The following is a 14,668-nucleotide window of genomic DNA, read 5'->3' on the forward strand; positions in this document are numbered from 1 at the left end:
AAGTGAATTAAGCCTTATCTTTAGCAGCATCAGCAGCAGGAGCAGCGGCTGGAGCTGCAGCGGCTGCAGGAGCAGCTTCTTCAGTCTCAGCAGCTTTAACGGCTGGAATACGTGCGTTTGCAATAACTGGGTTTTCTTGTTCAACATGCAATACCAAGGAAACACCTTTTGGCAATGTCAAATCTTTAGCGTGAACAGAATGACCTACTTCAACTTTGCTCAAGTCCACTTCAATGAACTCTGGCAAGTCTGCTGGTAAGCAAGAAATTTCCAAGTCATTCAGAATGTGGCTGATTACAGCGCCTTGCAATTTCACGGCTGCTGAAGTTTCAGCGTTAGTGAAGTGCAATGGAACGCGCATATGAACTTTCTCAGTCGCTGATACGCGCTGGAAGTCAATGTGCAATACCAATGGCTTAAATGGATGCATTTGGTAATCACGCAACAACACTTTTTGTGTTTTTCCGCCGATTTCCAAATCCAGAATGGATGAGTGAAATGCTTCTTTACGGAGTGCATGAAACAGTGCGTTGTGGTCTAACTCGATAACAGCTGCTGGATCTTTACTACCGTAAACGATTCCCGGAGTTTTTCCGGAATTGCGCAGACGGCGGCTCGCACCCGTTCCCTGTACGCTTCTTTCAAAGGCTACTACTTTCATATTAAATTCCCTAGTTAAGGTTAATTTCCGTTCGCGACCAAACAGAAAAGCCTTCGATTATATCGTGGGAAAGAGGGTTTTTGCCTATAAAAGCTTAAAAAACGCCTCAGAACTACCAAAAAACGGGGTAAAACACTGTTTTTGGCTTATTCGGCAAACATCGACATGACCGAGTCACCCTTGCTAATGCGGGAAAGGGTCTCTGCCAAGATGGGGGCTACGCTTAATTGGCGTATTTTGGCCACTTTTGTGGCTTCTGGGGTCAAAGGAATGGTGTCGGTAACCACGAGCTCATCTAATTCAGATGCTGCGATACGGGCTACTGCGCCGCCGGATAGAACCGCATGGGTACAGTAGGCAGTCACGCCCTTAGCACCCCGCTCTTTAAGCGCCTCAGCGGCTTTACAGAGGGTTCCGCCAGTATCAATGATGTCATCCATGATGACGCAATGACGGCCTTCAACTTCACCGATCAAATGCATAACTTCAGAAACGTTTGCCTTAGGGCGACGTTTATCAATAATGGCTAAATCAGTCCCTAGTTGCTTTGCCATAGCGCGAGCGCGTACAACGCCACCAATATCTGGTGAGACGATGATGAGATCTTTCTGAGTCTTCTGAGCTTCTAAGTCAGACAAGAGAACTGGCGAGGCATAAATATTGTCTACCGGGATATCAAAGAAGCCTTGAATTTGGTCTGCGTGTAGATCCATCGTCAGAACACGCTCAATGCCAGCAACGGATTGAAGCATATTGGCTACGATGCGCGCAGAGATGGCAACACGTGCAGAACGTGGGCGACGGTCTTGGCGGGCATAACCAAAATACGGAATGACTGCAGTAATACGACCAGCTGATGCGCGCTTGAGAGCATCAATCATGATCATCAGTTCCATCAAACTGTCGTTTGTTGGCGCACAGGTTGATTGAATGACAACAACATTTTTACCGCGGACATTCTCTTGAATTTCGACTTGGATCTCGCCATCTGAGAAACGGCCTACAAAGGCTTTTCCCATTTTGAGATGAAGTTCCTTGGCTACAGCCTCAGCCAAAATAGGATTTGCGTTGCCTGTGAATAGGGTCAGTAAATCTGAGTGGGTAGAGGCAGTCATAGGATCAAGGGCTTTGTCGGGTCAAAAGGTTATCTTTATCGTTTCTACAGTATTTGGCAGGGGAAGAAGGATTCGAACCTTCGCATGCTGGAATCAAAATCCAGTGCCTTAACCAGCTTGGCGATTCCCCTACAGGTCAATCTGAAGAAATCAAATTGTAAGCGGGATTCTTATTTAAGCCCCGAACAATCCGACCTACCCATCCTTTTGGAAGATTTTGTAAAAGATTCTCCAGTTTCGCGGTATCGGCCTTAGGGTCTAAGACGGCAAAAACGCTACTTCCAGAACCAGACATGCGGGGCTCTGAGCCCGATACTGTCTGGCTAATCCAATCCAAAGCTTGCTTCACTTCAGGACAAATCCGCACCGCTACTGCCTGACAATCGTTTGATAAATCCGACCATGGCGATGCAAGAAAGCCATCAATTGTAATCTGAGCATGATTTCGGGTCAAATCCGGGTCTTGAAAAATGCTTGCCGTGGTGATGCCTTGCTTGGGAAAAATAACCAAAAAAACGCGATTTTCTAGCTCAAGTCCCCGGATTTTTTCACCAATTCCCTCTACAAATGCATTTTGGCCATGGATAAAAAAAGGCACATCGGCGCCAAGCTGGAGCCCCAACTTGGCTAAAGTTTCTTGATCGAGTTGCAGCTTCCAGAGTGCGTTCAGTCCAATTAGGGTAGTTGCGGCATCTGATGATCCACCGCCTAAACCAGCACCTATCGGAATTTCTTTCTGCAGTTCGATTTCAACACCACCATCAAACATACAAAATTCTTTTAATAGCTTTGCGGCGCGGACCACTAAATCTTCTTCTGGAGGTACGCCAGCTATTGGGTTGATGCGACGCACTTCATTTTCGGGAATGGCCGTTAGGGTGATGGTGTCACACCAATCAATCAGTTGAAAAACAGATTGAAGCAAGTGATAGCCATCTGGACGACGTCCAATAATATGCAGAAAAAGATTGAGCTTTGCTGGTGAGCGCAGCACCAAAATATTCTTACTCATTCGGGTGATCGAATACCAAACGAATATCAATAGACCCAATATTGGAGCTGCGGGTCATTGTGAGTTTATCGAGACGCTTCTTATTGCCCCAGGTGTAAACCAAGTCCCAGCCATCCTGACTAATTTTGCTGACTTGACCTTGAGCATTTCGATCGACGCTAGCCTCGCTACCGGGCCTGACTTCACCCCTTAGCCAATTAGATAAACCTCGTGCAGGTAATGGCAGTCCTAATGTATTTTGAATTAATGTATCGGCATCAATCGCAGTGACTACTTGACCATCGCGTTCTAATATTGCCTCGCCTGGATTAATCGTAATCTTGGCAATGGCGCCGCCAACAGGATTTCGAATTTCTAAAATATCTTTAAGTGCATCTTGCGTTAAGGTAAAGCCACCAGAACCGCCTTGATTTTGAGACTCGGTAATGCCGATTACTTTTACAGCAAAGCGACCATCCCATGAGCCCTGAGGAGCTTTCTCTGGGGTTGACCAGTCAGGCTTGAGACGTTTTAAAGTCTCTTTGAGAGTGGGATTGTTAGCATCTAATTTCTGCCCTTGACGCCACATTTCTTCAGCCTCAGGGCGGCGGTCCATGACCCATAAGACCTCACCAGTATGAGCAGCAATATCAGCTTCAGGTTTCATTGTGAATGCTTGCTGTAGTTGTTCTAACGCTAGAGCATTTTTACCGAGTCTAAAGTTTACCCATCCTAGGCTATCTAAAATAAAGCCATCCTTTGGCGATAGCTGATGCGCTTTACTGATTAATGTGAATGCTTCGGGAAGTTTGACATTGCGGTCAGCTAGAGAGTATCCAAGCGCATTTAAAGAGTTTGCATCATTTGGGTATTTGCGCAAAATCTCGCGCAAAGTTTTTTCCATCACATCCATGTGCCCCATTTTTTCTGCGGACATCGCATAGGTGTATAGTAGGCCAGGATTTTTTAGTGACAGTTTGACAGTGGATGCAATCTCATAGAAAGCTCGCAAGGCTTCATTTTCATCTTTGGCCTTAGCCAGTAAGGCTTGCAGTTGCAGCAAAGTATTTTCTTGCTGCGCAGGCGCTTGTTGTTTGAGTAAAGTAATTGCTGGCTTAACAGCATCAGCCCAACGGTTGTTCAAAATCAGAAGGGTGATGAGTACTTCCTTGGGTTTGGTTTCGGAGACTGGTGATAACTCATCCCAGACTTTTGCTGCTTGCAGTGCTAAATCAGGAGAGCCGCCGCCGATTGCAATTTCCATAGCTCTTTGGGCTAGACGAGGATCCCTGTATTGACGGGCCATTTCCAAATAGGTGTTGTAAGCAAGCCCTGCCTCACCCCTTTGCAGGGCAATCTCCGAAGCAAGTACTTCGAATACAGCTTCTCCAGTCTTCAGGCCATCGGGTTGTGCATGGACTTGACTTGAAAAAGCTGCCCCGCTGGAGAGGGCTAAAAGGAATAAGCCCTGCAAAAGGGGCTTGCGCGTGAATTTGCTCATAAGCACATTCTAATCTGCGAATCTACAATCCATTTATGCCCGAACTTCCAGAAGTAGAAGTCACCAGATTAGGAATTGCCCCCCACCTTGAGGGGCGCAAGGTAAGTGCCGTCAAAGTGCTGGATGGGCGCTTACGTTGGCCTGTGCCCAGTAATTTGCCCAAGATTTTGTCAGGACAGCAGGTGCAGTCGATTGCAAGGCGCGGGAAATATCTCCTTTTGGAAATGGACACCGGTTATTTGCTCATCCATTTGGGTATGACTGGCACTTTGCGGGTTTTGCCCAGCTCTGATCCTTTGAAATTGCATGATCGAGTCACTTTTGAGTTCGGCAAGCTGAGTCTGCGCTTACATGACCCCAGAAAATTTGGTGCCGTGTTATGGCATGCCAATACCAAAGGCCCTCTTGAGAAAAACGCACTTTTACAAAAATTGGGCGTTGAACCTTTTTCTGATGAGTTCGCAGGTGAGCTTGGGGCAGACGTTCTCTATAAAACCTCACGCAAGCGTAGCGTTGCCGTTAAACAATTTTTACTAGCTGGACAAGCTGTAGTCGGTGTCGGCAATATCTATTGTTCCGAAAGCTTGTTCGAAGCAGGTATTCATCCTGCAAAAGCAGCTGGTAAGTTAACCCGTCCACAGTGCTCTCGTTTAGCAAACGCCGTAAGGCTGATTTTAAAAAAAGCCATTGCGGCTGGCGGAAGTAGTTTGAAAGATTTCGTCAATAGCTCAGGCGATCCCGGCCACTTCATGGTGCAAACCAAAGTCTATGACCGCAAGGGTTTGCCCTGTAAGGTTTGTAAAACGCCGATTGCGCAAATTGTTCAGGGGCAGCGCTCCACTTATTTCTGCCCCCAATGTCAAAAACGTTAATCAATACTTTTTCTAAAAAATTGCTTGCATGGCATGGTGTCAGTGGTCGCTCAGGTTTGCCGTGGCAGGGCAATCGCGATCCATACGCAGTTTGGGTTTCTGAAATCATGCTGCAGCAAACCCAAGTAGCTACAGTACTAGGGCGCTACCCCCTTTTTATGAAGCGCTTTCCGACGGTAAAAAAATTGGCTGCCGCTGATATCGATGAAGTATTGGCTGAATGGGCAGGAATGGGTTATTACTCTCGCGCTAGAAACTTACATGCTTGTGCAAAACAGGTCATGCAAGATTTTTCTGGAAAGTTTCCAAGCGATCCTATATTGCTTGAGCAGTTAAAAGGTATAGGTCGATCAACGGCGGGTGCAATTGCTGCTTTTGCTTTTCATGAGAGAGCACCAATACTCGATGCAAACGTCAAAAGAATTTTGGCGCGCTTGTTCGCAATTGAGGGCGCCATACAAGATAAAGCTGTAAATGAACGCCTATGGCAATTAGCGCAAAACTTGTTACCAAATCAATCAGCAGATATGCCGGTATATACACAAGCCTTAATGGACTTTGGCGCTACTTGGTGTACTGCGCGCAAGCCGGTATGCATGGGGGCAGAGAAAAAATGTCCATTTGCAAAAGATTGCCAGGCAAACTTAAGTAATCAGGTTCTAGCTTTGCCCCAAAAAGCGATCAAAGCAAAATCACCAGAGTTTGACTGCGATATGTTGTTAATCAGATCTGGGAACTTTGTTCTATTACAAAAGCGACCTAGCAAGGCAATTTGGGGTGGCTTGTGGTCTTTGCCGGAATCGCCGTGGAGGCCAAGGGTTGGCAAGGGTCATCAGACTACCCAGGGCCTCAAAGAACTCCTCGCCATATTTTTACCAGAGGAAAATATTGCTGGCTTGGGTAAATCCATTAAAGAATTAAAGCCCAGCAATCAAATCAAACATATCTTTACCCATCGTCGTTTATGGATGCAGATTTGGGAGGCGAACACCTCAAAGACTATCGAGTTTTTAAGTCCAAATCTGAAATGGGTGCCCCTTGCTCAGTTGGGGAGATACGGTTTACCCCAGCCAATTAAGATTTTGCTGTTGGGATTGAGTCTAATTCGCGGTGGCGATCTAAAAAATTAATCTGTAGGGCGCCCAAATCTTTTTGCGCCCGAAAGTGCTCAATAATTCTATTGACCAAATACACTGAGCGATGTTGTCCACCAGTGCAGCCAATAGCCACTGTTAGATAGCTGCGACCATCTGCAATATAGTGTGGCAACCATTTGTCGATGAACTGAATAATGTCGCCTTCCATGCTGACCACCTCAGGAATTTTTTCTAAGAATTCTTGCACGGGCTTATCTTTGCCAGTGAGGGGTCGTAAGATTTTGTCGTAGTGCGGGTTGGGCAAGCAGCGCACATCAAAGACCAGATCTGCTTCACTAGGCACTCCTTTTTTGAAGCCAAAGGATTCAAAAATGACAGTTAGCCCAACAGGTTTGTCTTTGAGGAGATCTTGTATCCAAGAGCGTAGAGCGTGAGCCGGTAGATTGCTAGTGTCAATGCTATGCGCTTGTGTGCGCAGTGGTTCTAGTAGGCTACGCTCATTATCAATCGCTTCAATTAGAGTGGCAGATTGTGTTTGCTTAAGATTTGTCGATAAGGGGTGACGTCTGCGAGTTTCTGAAAAGCGCTGTACTAGGGTATTGGTGTCAGCGTTTAAGAAAACAACTCTCACTTGATGGTTGCGACGTAAGCTTTCCAGTATTGAAGGTAGTTTAGTAATCGATTCGCCACGACGTGCATCAATCGCAACTGCTACGCGCTCACTATTTTCTTTTTCGAGAGTGGTGATGAGGCTTTCAAGGAGAGAGACGGGAAGATTATCAACACAGTCATACCCTGCATCTTCAAAGGCCCTCAGGGCAACTGATTTACCTGAGCCAGAGATTCCGGTAATCAGATTGATTTGCATGGCTTAGAGCAAGCGTCCTTGAGATTTAGTGGAGTCTGATTCAGCATTCATTTGAATGCGTTGCCGCTCAATAAATTCTTTTAGGGTATCAATGCCGCGCAATTGCAAAATCGTATTGCGTACAGCAGCCTCAACGAGTACTGCCAAGTTACGTCCTGCAGCCACTTGAATTTTTACTGTACGAATAGGAATGCCCAATACATCGATGTGTTGGGTTTCTAGAGGTAATCTTTCAAACTCTCCATCCGTTCTACGAACCAATTGAACAATTAGGCGCAGCTTGAGCTTGCGGCGTACTGCAGTTTCACCAAAGATCGTACGAATATCCAATAAGCCCAAGCCGCGGACCTCAAGTAAGTTGCGCAAGATGGCAGGGCAACGCCCTTCAATATAGTCTGGTCCAAGCCGCGCGAAGTCAACAGCATCATCTGCCACTAAACCGTGGCCACGAGAAATTAACTCTAGGCCCAATTCACTTTTACCCAAGCCTGAATCGCCAGTTAGCAATACACCCAATCCCAAGATGTCCATCATCACACCATGCATAGTGATTTGAGGGGCGCCAATTTTGGTGAGGTAAGTGCGCAGATGGTCAATCACTTCTGCTGCTGAGATATGAGTAGTAAATAAAGGGGTAGAGGATCGCTGGCAAAAGAGTTGCAAGTCTGTATCTGCCGCTTTGCCGTCAGCTACGATGACGCAAGGAGGTGTTTTGGAGATGAGGCTGGCGATTTGCTCTTGTTTTTGTTTGGGCTCCAGCGCTGCGTGATAGTCAACCTCCTGCTCACCAAAAATCTGAATACGGCTTGGGTGAATGAGATTCAAGTGCCCCACTAAGTCAGAGGTGGCTGCAGCCGCTTTTACTGCTTCAGCTGGAAAGGTGCGATCTGCACCCTCAAGTCCGCCGATCCAGGAAAGCTTGAGATCTGAAACATTGTCATCAAAAATCTGCTGTGCAGTTACTCCCTCGAGGAGCAAAGGCTGTGTCATTTCGTTGCATCCCACTGTTGTAATAACTCACATACTTTTTCTGGATCACTTGCGGATAACAGAAATTGGCGGGCATCTGTATCAGATAATAATTGTGCAATAGAAGAAAGAATCTCTAAATGCTGTTGAGTCGCTTTTTCAGGAACCAGCAAAAAAATGAGAATTGATACGGGCTCGCCATCCGGTGCTGCAAAATCAATTGGATGTTTAAGTTTGATGAAAGCAGCGCTTGGCTGCTTGAGCCCCTTAACACGGCCATGCGGAATTGCAACGCCTGCACCAAGTGCTGTGGAGCCTAAATCTTCACGTGCATTTAGGAACCCCACTACGGAAGCTGCATCGATACCTACTTTTTTGTAGAAGAGATCCCCGGCCGCCGCAAATGCATCAGCTCTGCTAGTAGCAGGGTTATCTAATGCAATGCAGTCAGGGGTAAAAAGATTGGTCAGGGCATTCATTGGAATTGATTATAGGTGTCCTGACGAAAGGGATTACTCAAATCGCTTGTCGTGATGATGATCCTGGATCTTTTCTTTGTGTTTAACGACTTGACGCTCTAGCTTGTCGACCACGGCATCCATAGCGTGATAGAGGTCGGCGTTATGGGCCTCGGCAAACAATTCCTTACCCTTAAGGTGAATAGTAATTTCGGCACTCTGACGCAGTTCCTTTTCTTTGGCGTTATCTACCACTAGAAAGGCGGACGCATCAATGACGTGGTCAAAGTGCTTGCGAATTTTGGCCATTCCAGCTTCAAGGTGCGTACGCATGGCTGGGGTTACTTCCAGGTGGCGGCTATTAATTTTCAAATTCATCAGCATCTCCTCTTATATACGCGTGCGCATGCTCGTGCCTGGGGTGCGCAGCAAGCCCCTGAAATCGTTTGAGCAGTATTTTTGGAAAGGACCTTCATGAACCTCCAGCGTATCAGCGAATTTGCCGAAAACCAAGAGGCGGGAGACATTTTTATTACTTACACGGCCTAGAAGGCCGCCCAGCTTACATCCTGAAGTTTTCGCCTAGATAGACCCTACGTACGGCGTCGTTTTCGATGATTTGGTCAGGCTTACCTTCAGCCAGAACGCTACCTTCGCTAATGATGTAGGCGTGGTCGCATATACCTAGGGTTTCCCGAACGTTATGGTCTGTGATGAGAACCCCGATTTGACGGTCTCTCAAGAAGCGCACAATGCGCTGAATCTCCCCAACGGCAATAGGGTCAACGCCAGCAAACGGCTCATCTAACAAGATGAATTTGGGTTGGGAGGCTAAGGCTCTCGCAATCTCAACTCTGCGACGTTCGCCACCGGACAGTGAAAGGGCTGGATTATTTCGAAGATGGCTGATTTGCAGTTCGCCCAAGAGTTCATCGAGGCGGTTTGCGATTTCAGCTTTCGTTAGCGGTTTGCCACCTTGTACTTGCAGCTCAAGGACAGCCTGAATATTTTCAGCAACATTTAATTTTCTGAAAACCGAAGCTTCTTGCGGAAGGTAGGACAAGCCCATGCGAGCACGTTCATGGATCGGTAAATGCGTAATGTCCGCGCCATCCAAAATAATATTCCCGCCGTCAAGCGGAACCAAGCCAACAATCATGTAAAACGAGGTTGTTTTACCGGCACCGTTTGGTCCAAGCAAGCCGACCACTTCGCCGCATTTCACCTGCACAGAAACATCTCGAACAACCGTCCGAGAACCGTAACGTTTTTGTAAGTGTTGTGCACTTAGGGTTGCTGGGCTATTGGTTTGAGCTAAATCCGTTGTCATTTCTCTAATGTGGCTTTTCGTCTTGGTGAAAGGATTGCTCTCGCTAAGGGCAGATCATCCGGCTGCGCATCTTTAGGAGGTGTAACCCGATAGTACTGCTTTACATCGTCGTACTCAATTTTCCAGCCGCGCAATTGGTCAATCATTTGCATATTGAGTAAACGCTTAAGGCTAGCATCGCCAGTTAATGTAAGCACTTCAGTTTTAGCGTTGTAGATAACATTGGATGCTAAGCCTTGCATGAATTCATCTGCAGGCCCTTCGCGACGTTGTCTAAAGCTGGCGGTCTTATTAGGAGCCCCATTCACATCGACAAATTCATAGCCTTCGGGATCTACTTCAATATGTCCGTCCTCACCAGTTACGATGATGCTTCCCTTAATTAATAGGACTTGACCCTTCAGGTCGTAGACTTGCTTCACATCATTTACTGAAACTTTTTCAGCCTCGAGTATGACGGGCTTATCTTGGTCAGCCTTTTCAGCATGACTAAAGTTTATGAGACCCAATGATAGAAAAAGCAATGAGCCAAGCGGACGAAGTACAGAACCAGTTCTCATGATCTCTATTGAGCTCTCCGCGGTGCTCGCTCAATACGTCCTTTAACTTGCCCCAAGAGCATCATGCTTTGCTCAATATTATTAAATTTCCCGCCTTCGTTGGAGTGCATGGTTGACATGCCCTGCTCAAGCGTAATGGGTCTATTGGTTTCAATAATGTCGTCATTGATCAGCACCTTGAAGTAGGTAGAAGATGCAAGCATTCTCAGGGTGGCAGCTTGGGTAGCAGTTGCTGCTTGTGCCGGCCTAAAGATGGATGCGTTATCAATCAGATCCAAAATTGTGAGATCACCATCAAGATGCCCGGTGTCAGATTTGACAGTTACTGGAGGTTTATCTAGCTGGAAGAGTCGCATTCTTGGCGCCAAAATATCAATAGAGGCGTCATCATCATAGTGAATGACTTTATTGCCGAGAATTCGATATTTGGTAAGACCAAGTTCATTGAGTGCTGAAAGGGCTCCATTGGTGATTGTGTAATCAGGCTCATGAAGTCTCACACGCTCAATGGTAGATTTTTCGGGAGGCGTATTTTTTTGCACAAGCCAAAAAGTCACTAGCGTTAAAACCCCCATCAAAATAAGTGGCATAAGGCGTAACAGCATGCGCCCAATGCCAAGTTTGATTTTTCGAGGGTTTACTTGCATTGCTTATTTGCGCGCTTGATTCAGCAGTTCTTCATAGCGGTTTTGCGCCTTCAGAATGAGATCACATACCTCTCTTACAGCGCTATTTCCACCAGCATTGCTGGTTACAAAATGGGCAAAATCTTTCACTGCTTCATGGCCTTGTGCAGGACAAATCTTGAAGCCAGCGTTTTTCATCATTTGTAAATCTGGCCAGTCATCACCCATGACGGCGCAATCCGATGAAGCAAGGCCTAATGACTTAACAACCTGATCGAGCGCAACAGCTTTGTTTTCTACACCCATGTGCACGTGTTTGATACCTAACTCTTCGCAACGCGCTAATACCATTTTGGAATTTCTACCAGTGATGATGGCAGTCGGTATTCCACATTGTTCTAGTAATTTAATGCCTAAGCCATCTTGAATATCAAAAGCTTTAAGTGACTCTTTGCCATCGGCTCCAATCCACACTTGCCCGTTAGTTAAAACACCATCGACATCTAAAACTAGTAACTTCACTTTGCTTGCACGTTCCCAAGCTTGGGGATACTGAGTCAGTGGATTGGTATTGTGTGGATTAAAGGCGCTGGGCATGAAAATTGAACTAGATTAAGGACTAAATTACTTTTGCTGCGAACAAGTCATGCAGATTGAGTGCCCCTAGTAGCTGTCCATTGGTATCGGTGACAACTAAATGATTGATACGATGTTTTTCCATCATCTCAATCGCCTCTTCTGCAAGAAGAGTGGCTGGGATAGTGCGGGGGGCAGGTGTAGTGGCTTCCTTCAGGGTGATGCCATCCAAATTGGTTTTCTTTTCAAGCAAGCGACGAAGGTCGCCATCAGTCAAGATGCCAAATACTTTTTTATCTTTATCTAAGGCAACCACCATGCCCATGCGCTTGGAGGTCATTTCTAGCAATGCATCTCGCAATGACGCTTCAACAGAAATCTTTGGAGTGTCATCAAAGCTGCGCATGACTTCGCTTACATGCATCAGTTGCTTGCGACCAAGTCTGCCGCCCGGATGTGAGCGAATGAAATCTTCTGCCTCAAAACCTCTTGCGTCCAAAAGAGCAACTGCTAGTGCATCACCCATTGCTAATGCAGCAGTGGTGCTAGAAGTTGGCGCAAGATTGAGGGGACAGGCTTCTTTTTCAACGCTAGTGTCAAGATGCGCATCGGCTAATTTTGCAAGGGATGAATTCGGTGCACCAGTTAAAGCAATGAGCTTTGCTCCGGTGCGTTTGACGATAGGGACGATCGTTAACAGCTCATCAGTCTCACCAGAATTAGAGAGGGCTACAAAAACATCGTCTCTTGTCACCATTCCTAAATCACCATGACTGGCTTCAGCTGGGTGAACAAAAAAAGCAGGGGAGCCAGTGGAGGCAAAGGTAGCGGCAATTTTGCGTGCAATATGCCCGGATTTGCCGATTCCAGAAACCACGATTCTGCCTTTGCAACCATGCAGTAGATCAACTGCAAGGACCAAGGCATCAGCATTGGCCCCTTCAAGGCGGTCGCGCATTGTTTGCAGTGCAGCAGCCTCAATAGTGAGGGTGTCGCGCGCAAGCTTTAGGGTTCGTTCACGAGTCTTAGCTATCATCGAGTAAGTATATGCCGTCAGTCCTTCAGTTAACTCTCATTCTCTTAGCCTCTGGTGTGGCCGGAGTGGTTATTTTCCGCTATTTTGGCTTACCCCCTATTTTGGGCTATTTGGCGATTGGCGTCTTGATTGGCCCACATGCCTTTGGTTTGGCAAATGACTCGGCCACAGTCAAGTATTTGGCTGAATTTGGGGTGGTTTTCTTAATGTTCTCGATTGGCCTGGAATTTAACCTCCACAAGCTGAGGGCAATGCGCAAGATCGTATTTGGCCTCGGTGGCAGCCAAGTGATTCTGACGATGCTCTTGGCGGTTCCAGCCGGCCTGCTGATGAACTGGATTTATCCCATTTCGTGGCATGCGGCGATTGCTTTGGGTGGGGCACTTGCAATGTCTTCGACTGCGATCGTGACTAAATTGATTTCTGATCGCGCCGAGCTAGAGACCGAGCATGGTCGTAATGTGATTGGTATTTTGCTGTTCCAAGATTTGGCGGTGGTCTTCCTCTTGATCTTGCTGCCATCACTTGGAAAAAATCCTACAGACTTATTTGTTGCGCTTACTGCTGCATCAGTCAAGATCACGATTGCATTAGTGCTGATTTTCTTTATCGGCCAATCACTCATGAGTCATTGGTTCAAGTTAGTTGCTAAGTTGCGCTCTCAAGAGCTATTCATGCTCAATCTTTTATTGATTGTGCTGGGTATGGCAGGGTTAACCGAACACTTTGGTCTGTCTTTAGCATTGGGCGCTTTTTTAGCAGGCATGTTGATCTCTGAGACGCCTTATCGACATCAGGTTGAGGAGGACGTCAAACCTTTCCGTGATGTTTTGCTTGGCCTTTTCTTTATAACGATCGGCATGCTCCTTGATTTCAAAGTGATTCAAGAGCAGTGGATACTCGTTTTGGCTTTACTAATTGGCCCCTTGGTATTTAAATTTTGCTTAATTGCATTACTCTCTAAGGTCTTTGGTTCAAGCACCGGCATCTCCATTAGAACTGGACTGTGCTTGGCTCAAGCAGGTGAATTCGGTTTTGTTTTGCTCACGCAAATTGATGGCTTGGATTTAATTGATCCAACCTTAAGTCAAGCCGTATTGGCAGCAATGCTAATTTCCATGTTCTGCGCACCATTCTTAATTGAGTACAGTGATCGTATTGCGATGCGCTTCTCTAGTAATGAATGGTTGTTGCAATCATTAGCTTTGACACGTGTTGCAGCAAAGAGTGTGCGTAACGAAAACCATGTAGTGATTTGCGGATTTGGTCGTTCAGGCCAAAGCTTAGCTCGCATGCTTGATCAAGAGAAGATTGCTTACATTGCCTTGGATTTAGATCCTGATCGTGTGAAAGAGGCTGCTGCAGCTGGCGATAACGTTGTGTATGGCGATGCTAGTCGTGAAAACTACTTGATTGCTGCGGGTCTCTCTAGAGCAAAAGCTGTAGTAATTACCTATGCTGATACTGCGGCGAGTTTGCGAGTACTGAGACAAGTGGAGCATCTACGTCCAGGAATGACAATATTAGTCCGTACTAGAGACGATGCGGATATTGCGAAATTACAGGCTGCTGGAGCTACTGAAGTCATTCCTGAGCTCATTGAAGGCAGCCTGATGATTGCATCGCATGTGTTATTGATTATGGGCGTGCCAATGCGCAAAGTGGTTCGAAGAATTACTACTGCACGTGAGGAGCGTTATAGCCTGTTGAGGGGATATTTCCGAGGCTCAGCTGATGATGATTTTGGATCTAATGAGTCTTGGCGCTTACATTCGATTACTTTGCTGCCGCACTCCCAAGCAGTTGGCAAAACTTTGGGTGAACTCGACCTTGAGAATGAAGGGGTCAGTGTTCAGGCTGTGCGTCGCAAAGGGGCAAATTCTGATTATGTGAAATTAGCCCTCAGCCCCGAGCTAAGACTTGAGGCAAACGATATTCTGGTGATCTCAGGCAATTCAGAGGCAACAGATTTAGCCGAAGCTAAGTTACTCTGAGATCAGCCGCTTAC

16 protein-coding genes and 1 tRNA gene are annotated in these 14,668 nt (G+C 46.5%); 3 read left to right on the plus strand and 14 right to left on the minus strand.

Annotated features, from left to right (window positions below):
* Window positions 1-7: 7 nt before the first annotated feature.
* From ICN13_RS07010 to ICN13_RS07030, 5 genes are all read right to left on the minus strand, one after another.
* On the minus strand, window positions 8-661 hold the full coding sequence (locus ICN13_RS07010) for a 50S ribosomal protein L25/general stress protein Ctc (RefSeq protein WP_216139683.1): 654 nt from the start codon (window positions 659-661) through the stop codon (window positions 8-10).
* Window positions 662-807: 146 nt separating this feature from the next.
* Window positions 808-1,776 (minus strand): ribose-phosphate pyrophosphokinase, encoded by a 969-nt coding sequence (locus ICN13_RS07015; RefSeq protein WP_216139684.1) that lies wholly within the window; start codon window positions 1,774-1,776, stop codon window positions 808-810.
* 54 nt (window positions 1,777-1,830) lie between these two features.
* Window positions 1,831-1,907: transfer RNA gene (locus ICN13_RS07020), tRNA-Gln, on the minus strand.
* Window positions 1,908-1,912: 5 nt separating this feature from the next.
* Complete coding sequence (gene ispE / locus ICN13_RS07025) at window positions 1,913-2,797, minus strand: 4-(cytidine 5'-diphospho)-2-C-methyl-D-erythritol kinase (protein WP_216139781.1); 885 nt, start codon at window positions 2,795-2,797, stop codon at window positions 1,913-1,915.
* The gene (locus ICN13_RS07030; RefSeq protein WP_216139685.1) at window positions 2,781-4,268 is read right to left on the minus strand and encodes an outer membrane lipoprotein LolB; all 1,488 of its coding nucleotides are present in this window, start codon (window positions 4,266-4,268) and stop codon (window positions 2,781-2,783) included. The genes ispE and ICN13_RS07030 overlap by 17 nt, the downstream gene beginning before the upstream one ends.
* Window positions 4,269-4,303: 35 nt before the next feature.
* On the opposite strand from ICN13_RS07030, the gene mutM reads away from it, so the two are divergent.
* Both mutM and mutY read left to right on the plus strand, forming a co-directional pair.
* Window positions 4,304-5,140 carry a bifunctional DNA-formamidopyrimidine glycosylase/DNA-(apurinic or apyrimidinic site) lyase gene (gene mutM, locus ICN13_RS07035; RefSeq protein WP_216139686.1) on the plus strand — a complete coding sequence of 279 codons (837 nt, stop codon included), beginning with the start codon at window positions 4,304-4,306 and terminating at the stop codon, window positions 5,138-5,140.
* Window positions 5,125-6,270 (plus strand): A/G-specific adenine glycosylase, encoded by a 1,146-nt coding sequence (gene mutY, locus ICN13_RS07040; RefSeq protein WP_216139687.1) that lies wholly within the window; start codon window positions 5,125-5,127, stop codon window positions 6,268-6,270. The genes mutM and mutY overlap by 16 nt, the downstream gene beginning before the upstream one ends.
* Here mutY and rapZ read toward each other — a convergent pair.
* The 9 genes from rapZ to ICN13_RS07085 form a co-directional block, all read right to left on the minus strand.
* Window positions 6,215-7,105, minus strand: coding sequence for an RNase adapter RapZ (rapZ, locus tag ICN13_RS07045; RefSeq protein WP_216139688.1), 891 nt, complete (start codon window positions 7,103-7,105; stop codon window positions 6,215-6,217). The two genes, mutY and rapZ, sit on opposite strands and share 56 nt — an antisense overlap.
* Before the next feature lie 3 nt (window positions 7,106-7,108).
* Window positions 7,109-8,083 (minus strand): HPr(Ser) kinase/phosphatase, encoded by a 975-nt coding sequence (gene hprK / locus ICN13_RS07050; protein WP_216139782.1) that lies wholly within the window; start codon window positions 8,081-8,083, stop codon window positions 7,109-7,111.
* Window positions 8,084-8,091: 8 nt separating this feature from the next.
* Complete coding sequence (locus ICN13_RS07055; protein ID WP_216139689.1) at window positions 8,092-8,553, minus strand: PTS sugar transporter subunit IIA; 462 nt, start codon at window positions 8,551-8,553, stop codon at window positions 8,092-8,094.
* Window positions 8,554-8,586: 33 nt separating this feature from the next.
* On the minus strand, window positions 8,587-8,910 hold the full coding sequence (hpf, locus tag ICN13_RS07060; RefSeq protein ID WP_216139690.1) for a ribosome hibernation-promoting factor, HPF/YfiA family: 324 nt from the start codon (window positions 8,908-8,910) through the stop codon (window positions 8,587-8,589).
* A 184-nt stretch (window positions 8,911-9,094) separates the two neighbouring features.
* Window positions 9,095-9,862 (minus strand): LPS export ABC transporter ATP-binding protein, encoded by a 768-nt coding sequence (lptB, locus tag ICN13_RS07065; RefSeq protein ID WP_216139691.1) that lies wholly within the window; start codon window positions 9,860-9,862, stop codon window positions 9,095-9,097.
* Window positions 9,859-10,422: an LptA/OstA family protein gene (locus ICN13_RS07070; protein WP_216139692.1), complete on the minus strand. Its 564-nt coding sequence runs from the start codon at window positions 10,420-10,422 to the stop codon at window positions 9,859-9,861. Before ICN13_RS07070 ends, lptB begins: the two co-directional genes overlap by 4 nt.
* Before the next feature lie 5 nt (window positions 10,423-10,427).
* Complete coding sequence (gene lptC, locus ICN13_RS07075) at window positions 10,428-11,027, minus strand: LPS export ABC transporter periplasmic protein LptC (RefSeq protein WP_255534080.1); 600 nt, start codon at window positions 11,025-11,027, stop codon at window positions 10,428-10,430.
* Window positions 11,028-11,072: 45 nt separating this feature from the next.
* On the minus strand, window positions 11,073-11,645 hold the full coding sequence (locus ICN13_RS07080) for an HAD family hydrolase (RefSeq protein WP_216139694.1): 573 nt from the start codon (window positions 11,643-11,645) through the stop codon (window positions 11,073-11,075).
* Window positions 11,646-11,667: 22 nt separating this feature from the next.
* The gene (locus ICN13_RS07085; RefSeq protein WP_216139695.1) at window positions 11,668-12,660 is read right to left on the minus strand and encodes an SIS domain-containing protein; all 993 of its coding nucleotides are present in this window, start codon (window positions 12,658-12,660) and stop codon (window positions 11,668-11,670) included.
* An 11-nt stretch (window positions 12,661-12,671) separates the two neighbouring features.
* Between ICN13_RS07085 and ICN13_RS07090 the strand changes: the two genes are divergently transcribed.
* Window positions 12,672-14,654, plus strand: coding sequence for a monovalent cation:proton antiporter family protein (locus ICN13_RS07090; RefSeq protein WP_216139696.1), 1,983 nt, complete (start codon window positions 12,672-12,674; stop codon window positions 14,652-14,654).
* The last annotated feature ends 14 nt before the right edge of the window (window positions 14,655-14,668 follow it).

The organism is Polynucleobacter sp. MWH-Berg-3C6, assembly GCF_018881855.1.
Taxonomy (GTDB): Bacteria; Pseudomonadota; Gammaproteobacteria; order Burkholderiales; family Burkholderiaceae; genus Polynucleobacter.

Coding starts and splice junctions, on each gene's coding strand:
- ICN13_RS07010 (WP_216139683.1), bottom strand. CDS start 661: ATGAAAGTAGTAGCCTTTGAAAGAAGCGTACAGGGAACGGGTGCGAGC.
- ICN13_RS07015 (WP_216139684.1), bottom strand. CDS start 1,776: ATGACTGCCTCTACCCACTCAGATTTACTGACCCTATTCACAGGCAAC.
- ICN13_RS07030 (WP_216139685.1), bottom strand. CDS start 4,268: ATGAGCAAATTCACGCGCAAGCCCCTTTTGCAGGGCTTATTCCTTTTA.
- mutM (WP_216139686.1), top strand. CDS start 4,304: ATGCCCGAACTTCCAGAAGTAGAAGTCACCAGATTAGGAATTGCCCCC.
- mutY (WP_216139687.1), top strand. CDS start 5,125: ATGTCAAAAACGTTAATCAATACTTTTTCTAAAAAATTGCTTGCATGG.
- rapZ (WP_216139688.1), bottom strand. CDS start 7,105: ATGCAAATCAATCTGATTACCGGAATCTCTGGCTCAGGTAAATCAGTT.
- ICN13_RS07055 (WP_216139689.1), bottom strand. CDS start 8,553: ATGAATGCCCTGACCAATCTTTTTACCCCTGACTGCATTGCATTAGAT.
- hpf (WP_216139690.1), bottom strand. CDS start 8,910: ATGAATTTGAAAATTAATAGCCGCCACCTGGAAGTAACCCCAGCCATG.
- lptB (WP_216139691.1), bottom strand. CDS start 9,862: ATGACAACGGATTTAGCTCAAACCAATAGCCCAGCAACCCTAAGTGCA.
- ICN13_RS07070 (WP_216139692.1), bottom strand. CDS start 10,422: ATGAGAACTGGTTCTGTACTTCGTCCGCTTGGCTCATTGCTTTTTCTA.
- lptC (WP_255534080.1), bottom strand. CDS start 11,027: ATGCTGTTACGCCTTATGCCACTTATTTTGATGGGGGTTTTAACGCTA.
- ICN13_RS07080 (WP_216139694.1), bottom strand. CDS start 11,645: ATGCCCAGCGCCTTTAATCCACACAATACCAATCCACTGACTCAGTAT.
- ICN13_RS07085 (WP_216139695.1), bottom strand. CDS start 12,660: ATGATAGCTAAGACTCGTGAACGAACCCTAAAGCTTGCGCGCGACACC.
- ICN13_RS07090 (WP_216139696.1), top strand. CDS start 12,672: ATGCCGTCAGTCCTTCAGTTAACTCTCATTCTCTTAGCCTCTGGTGTG.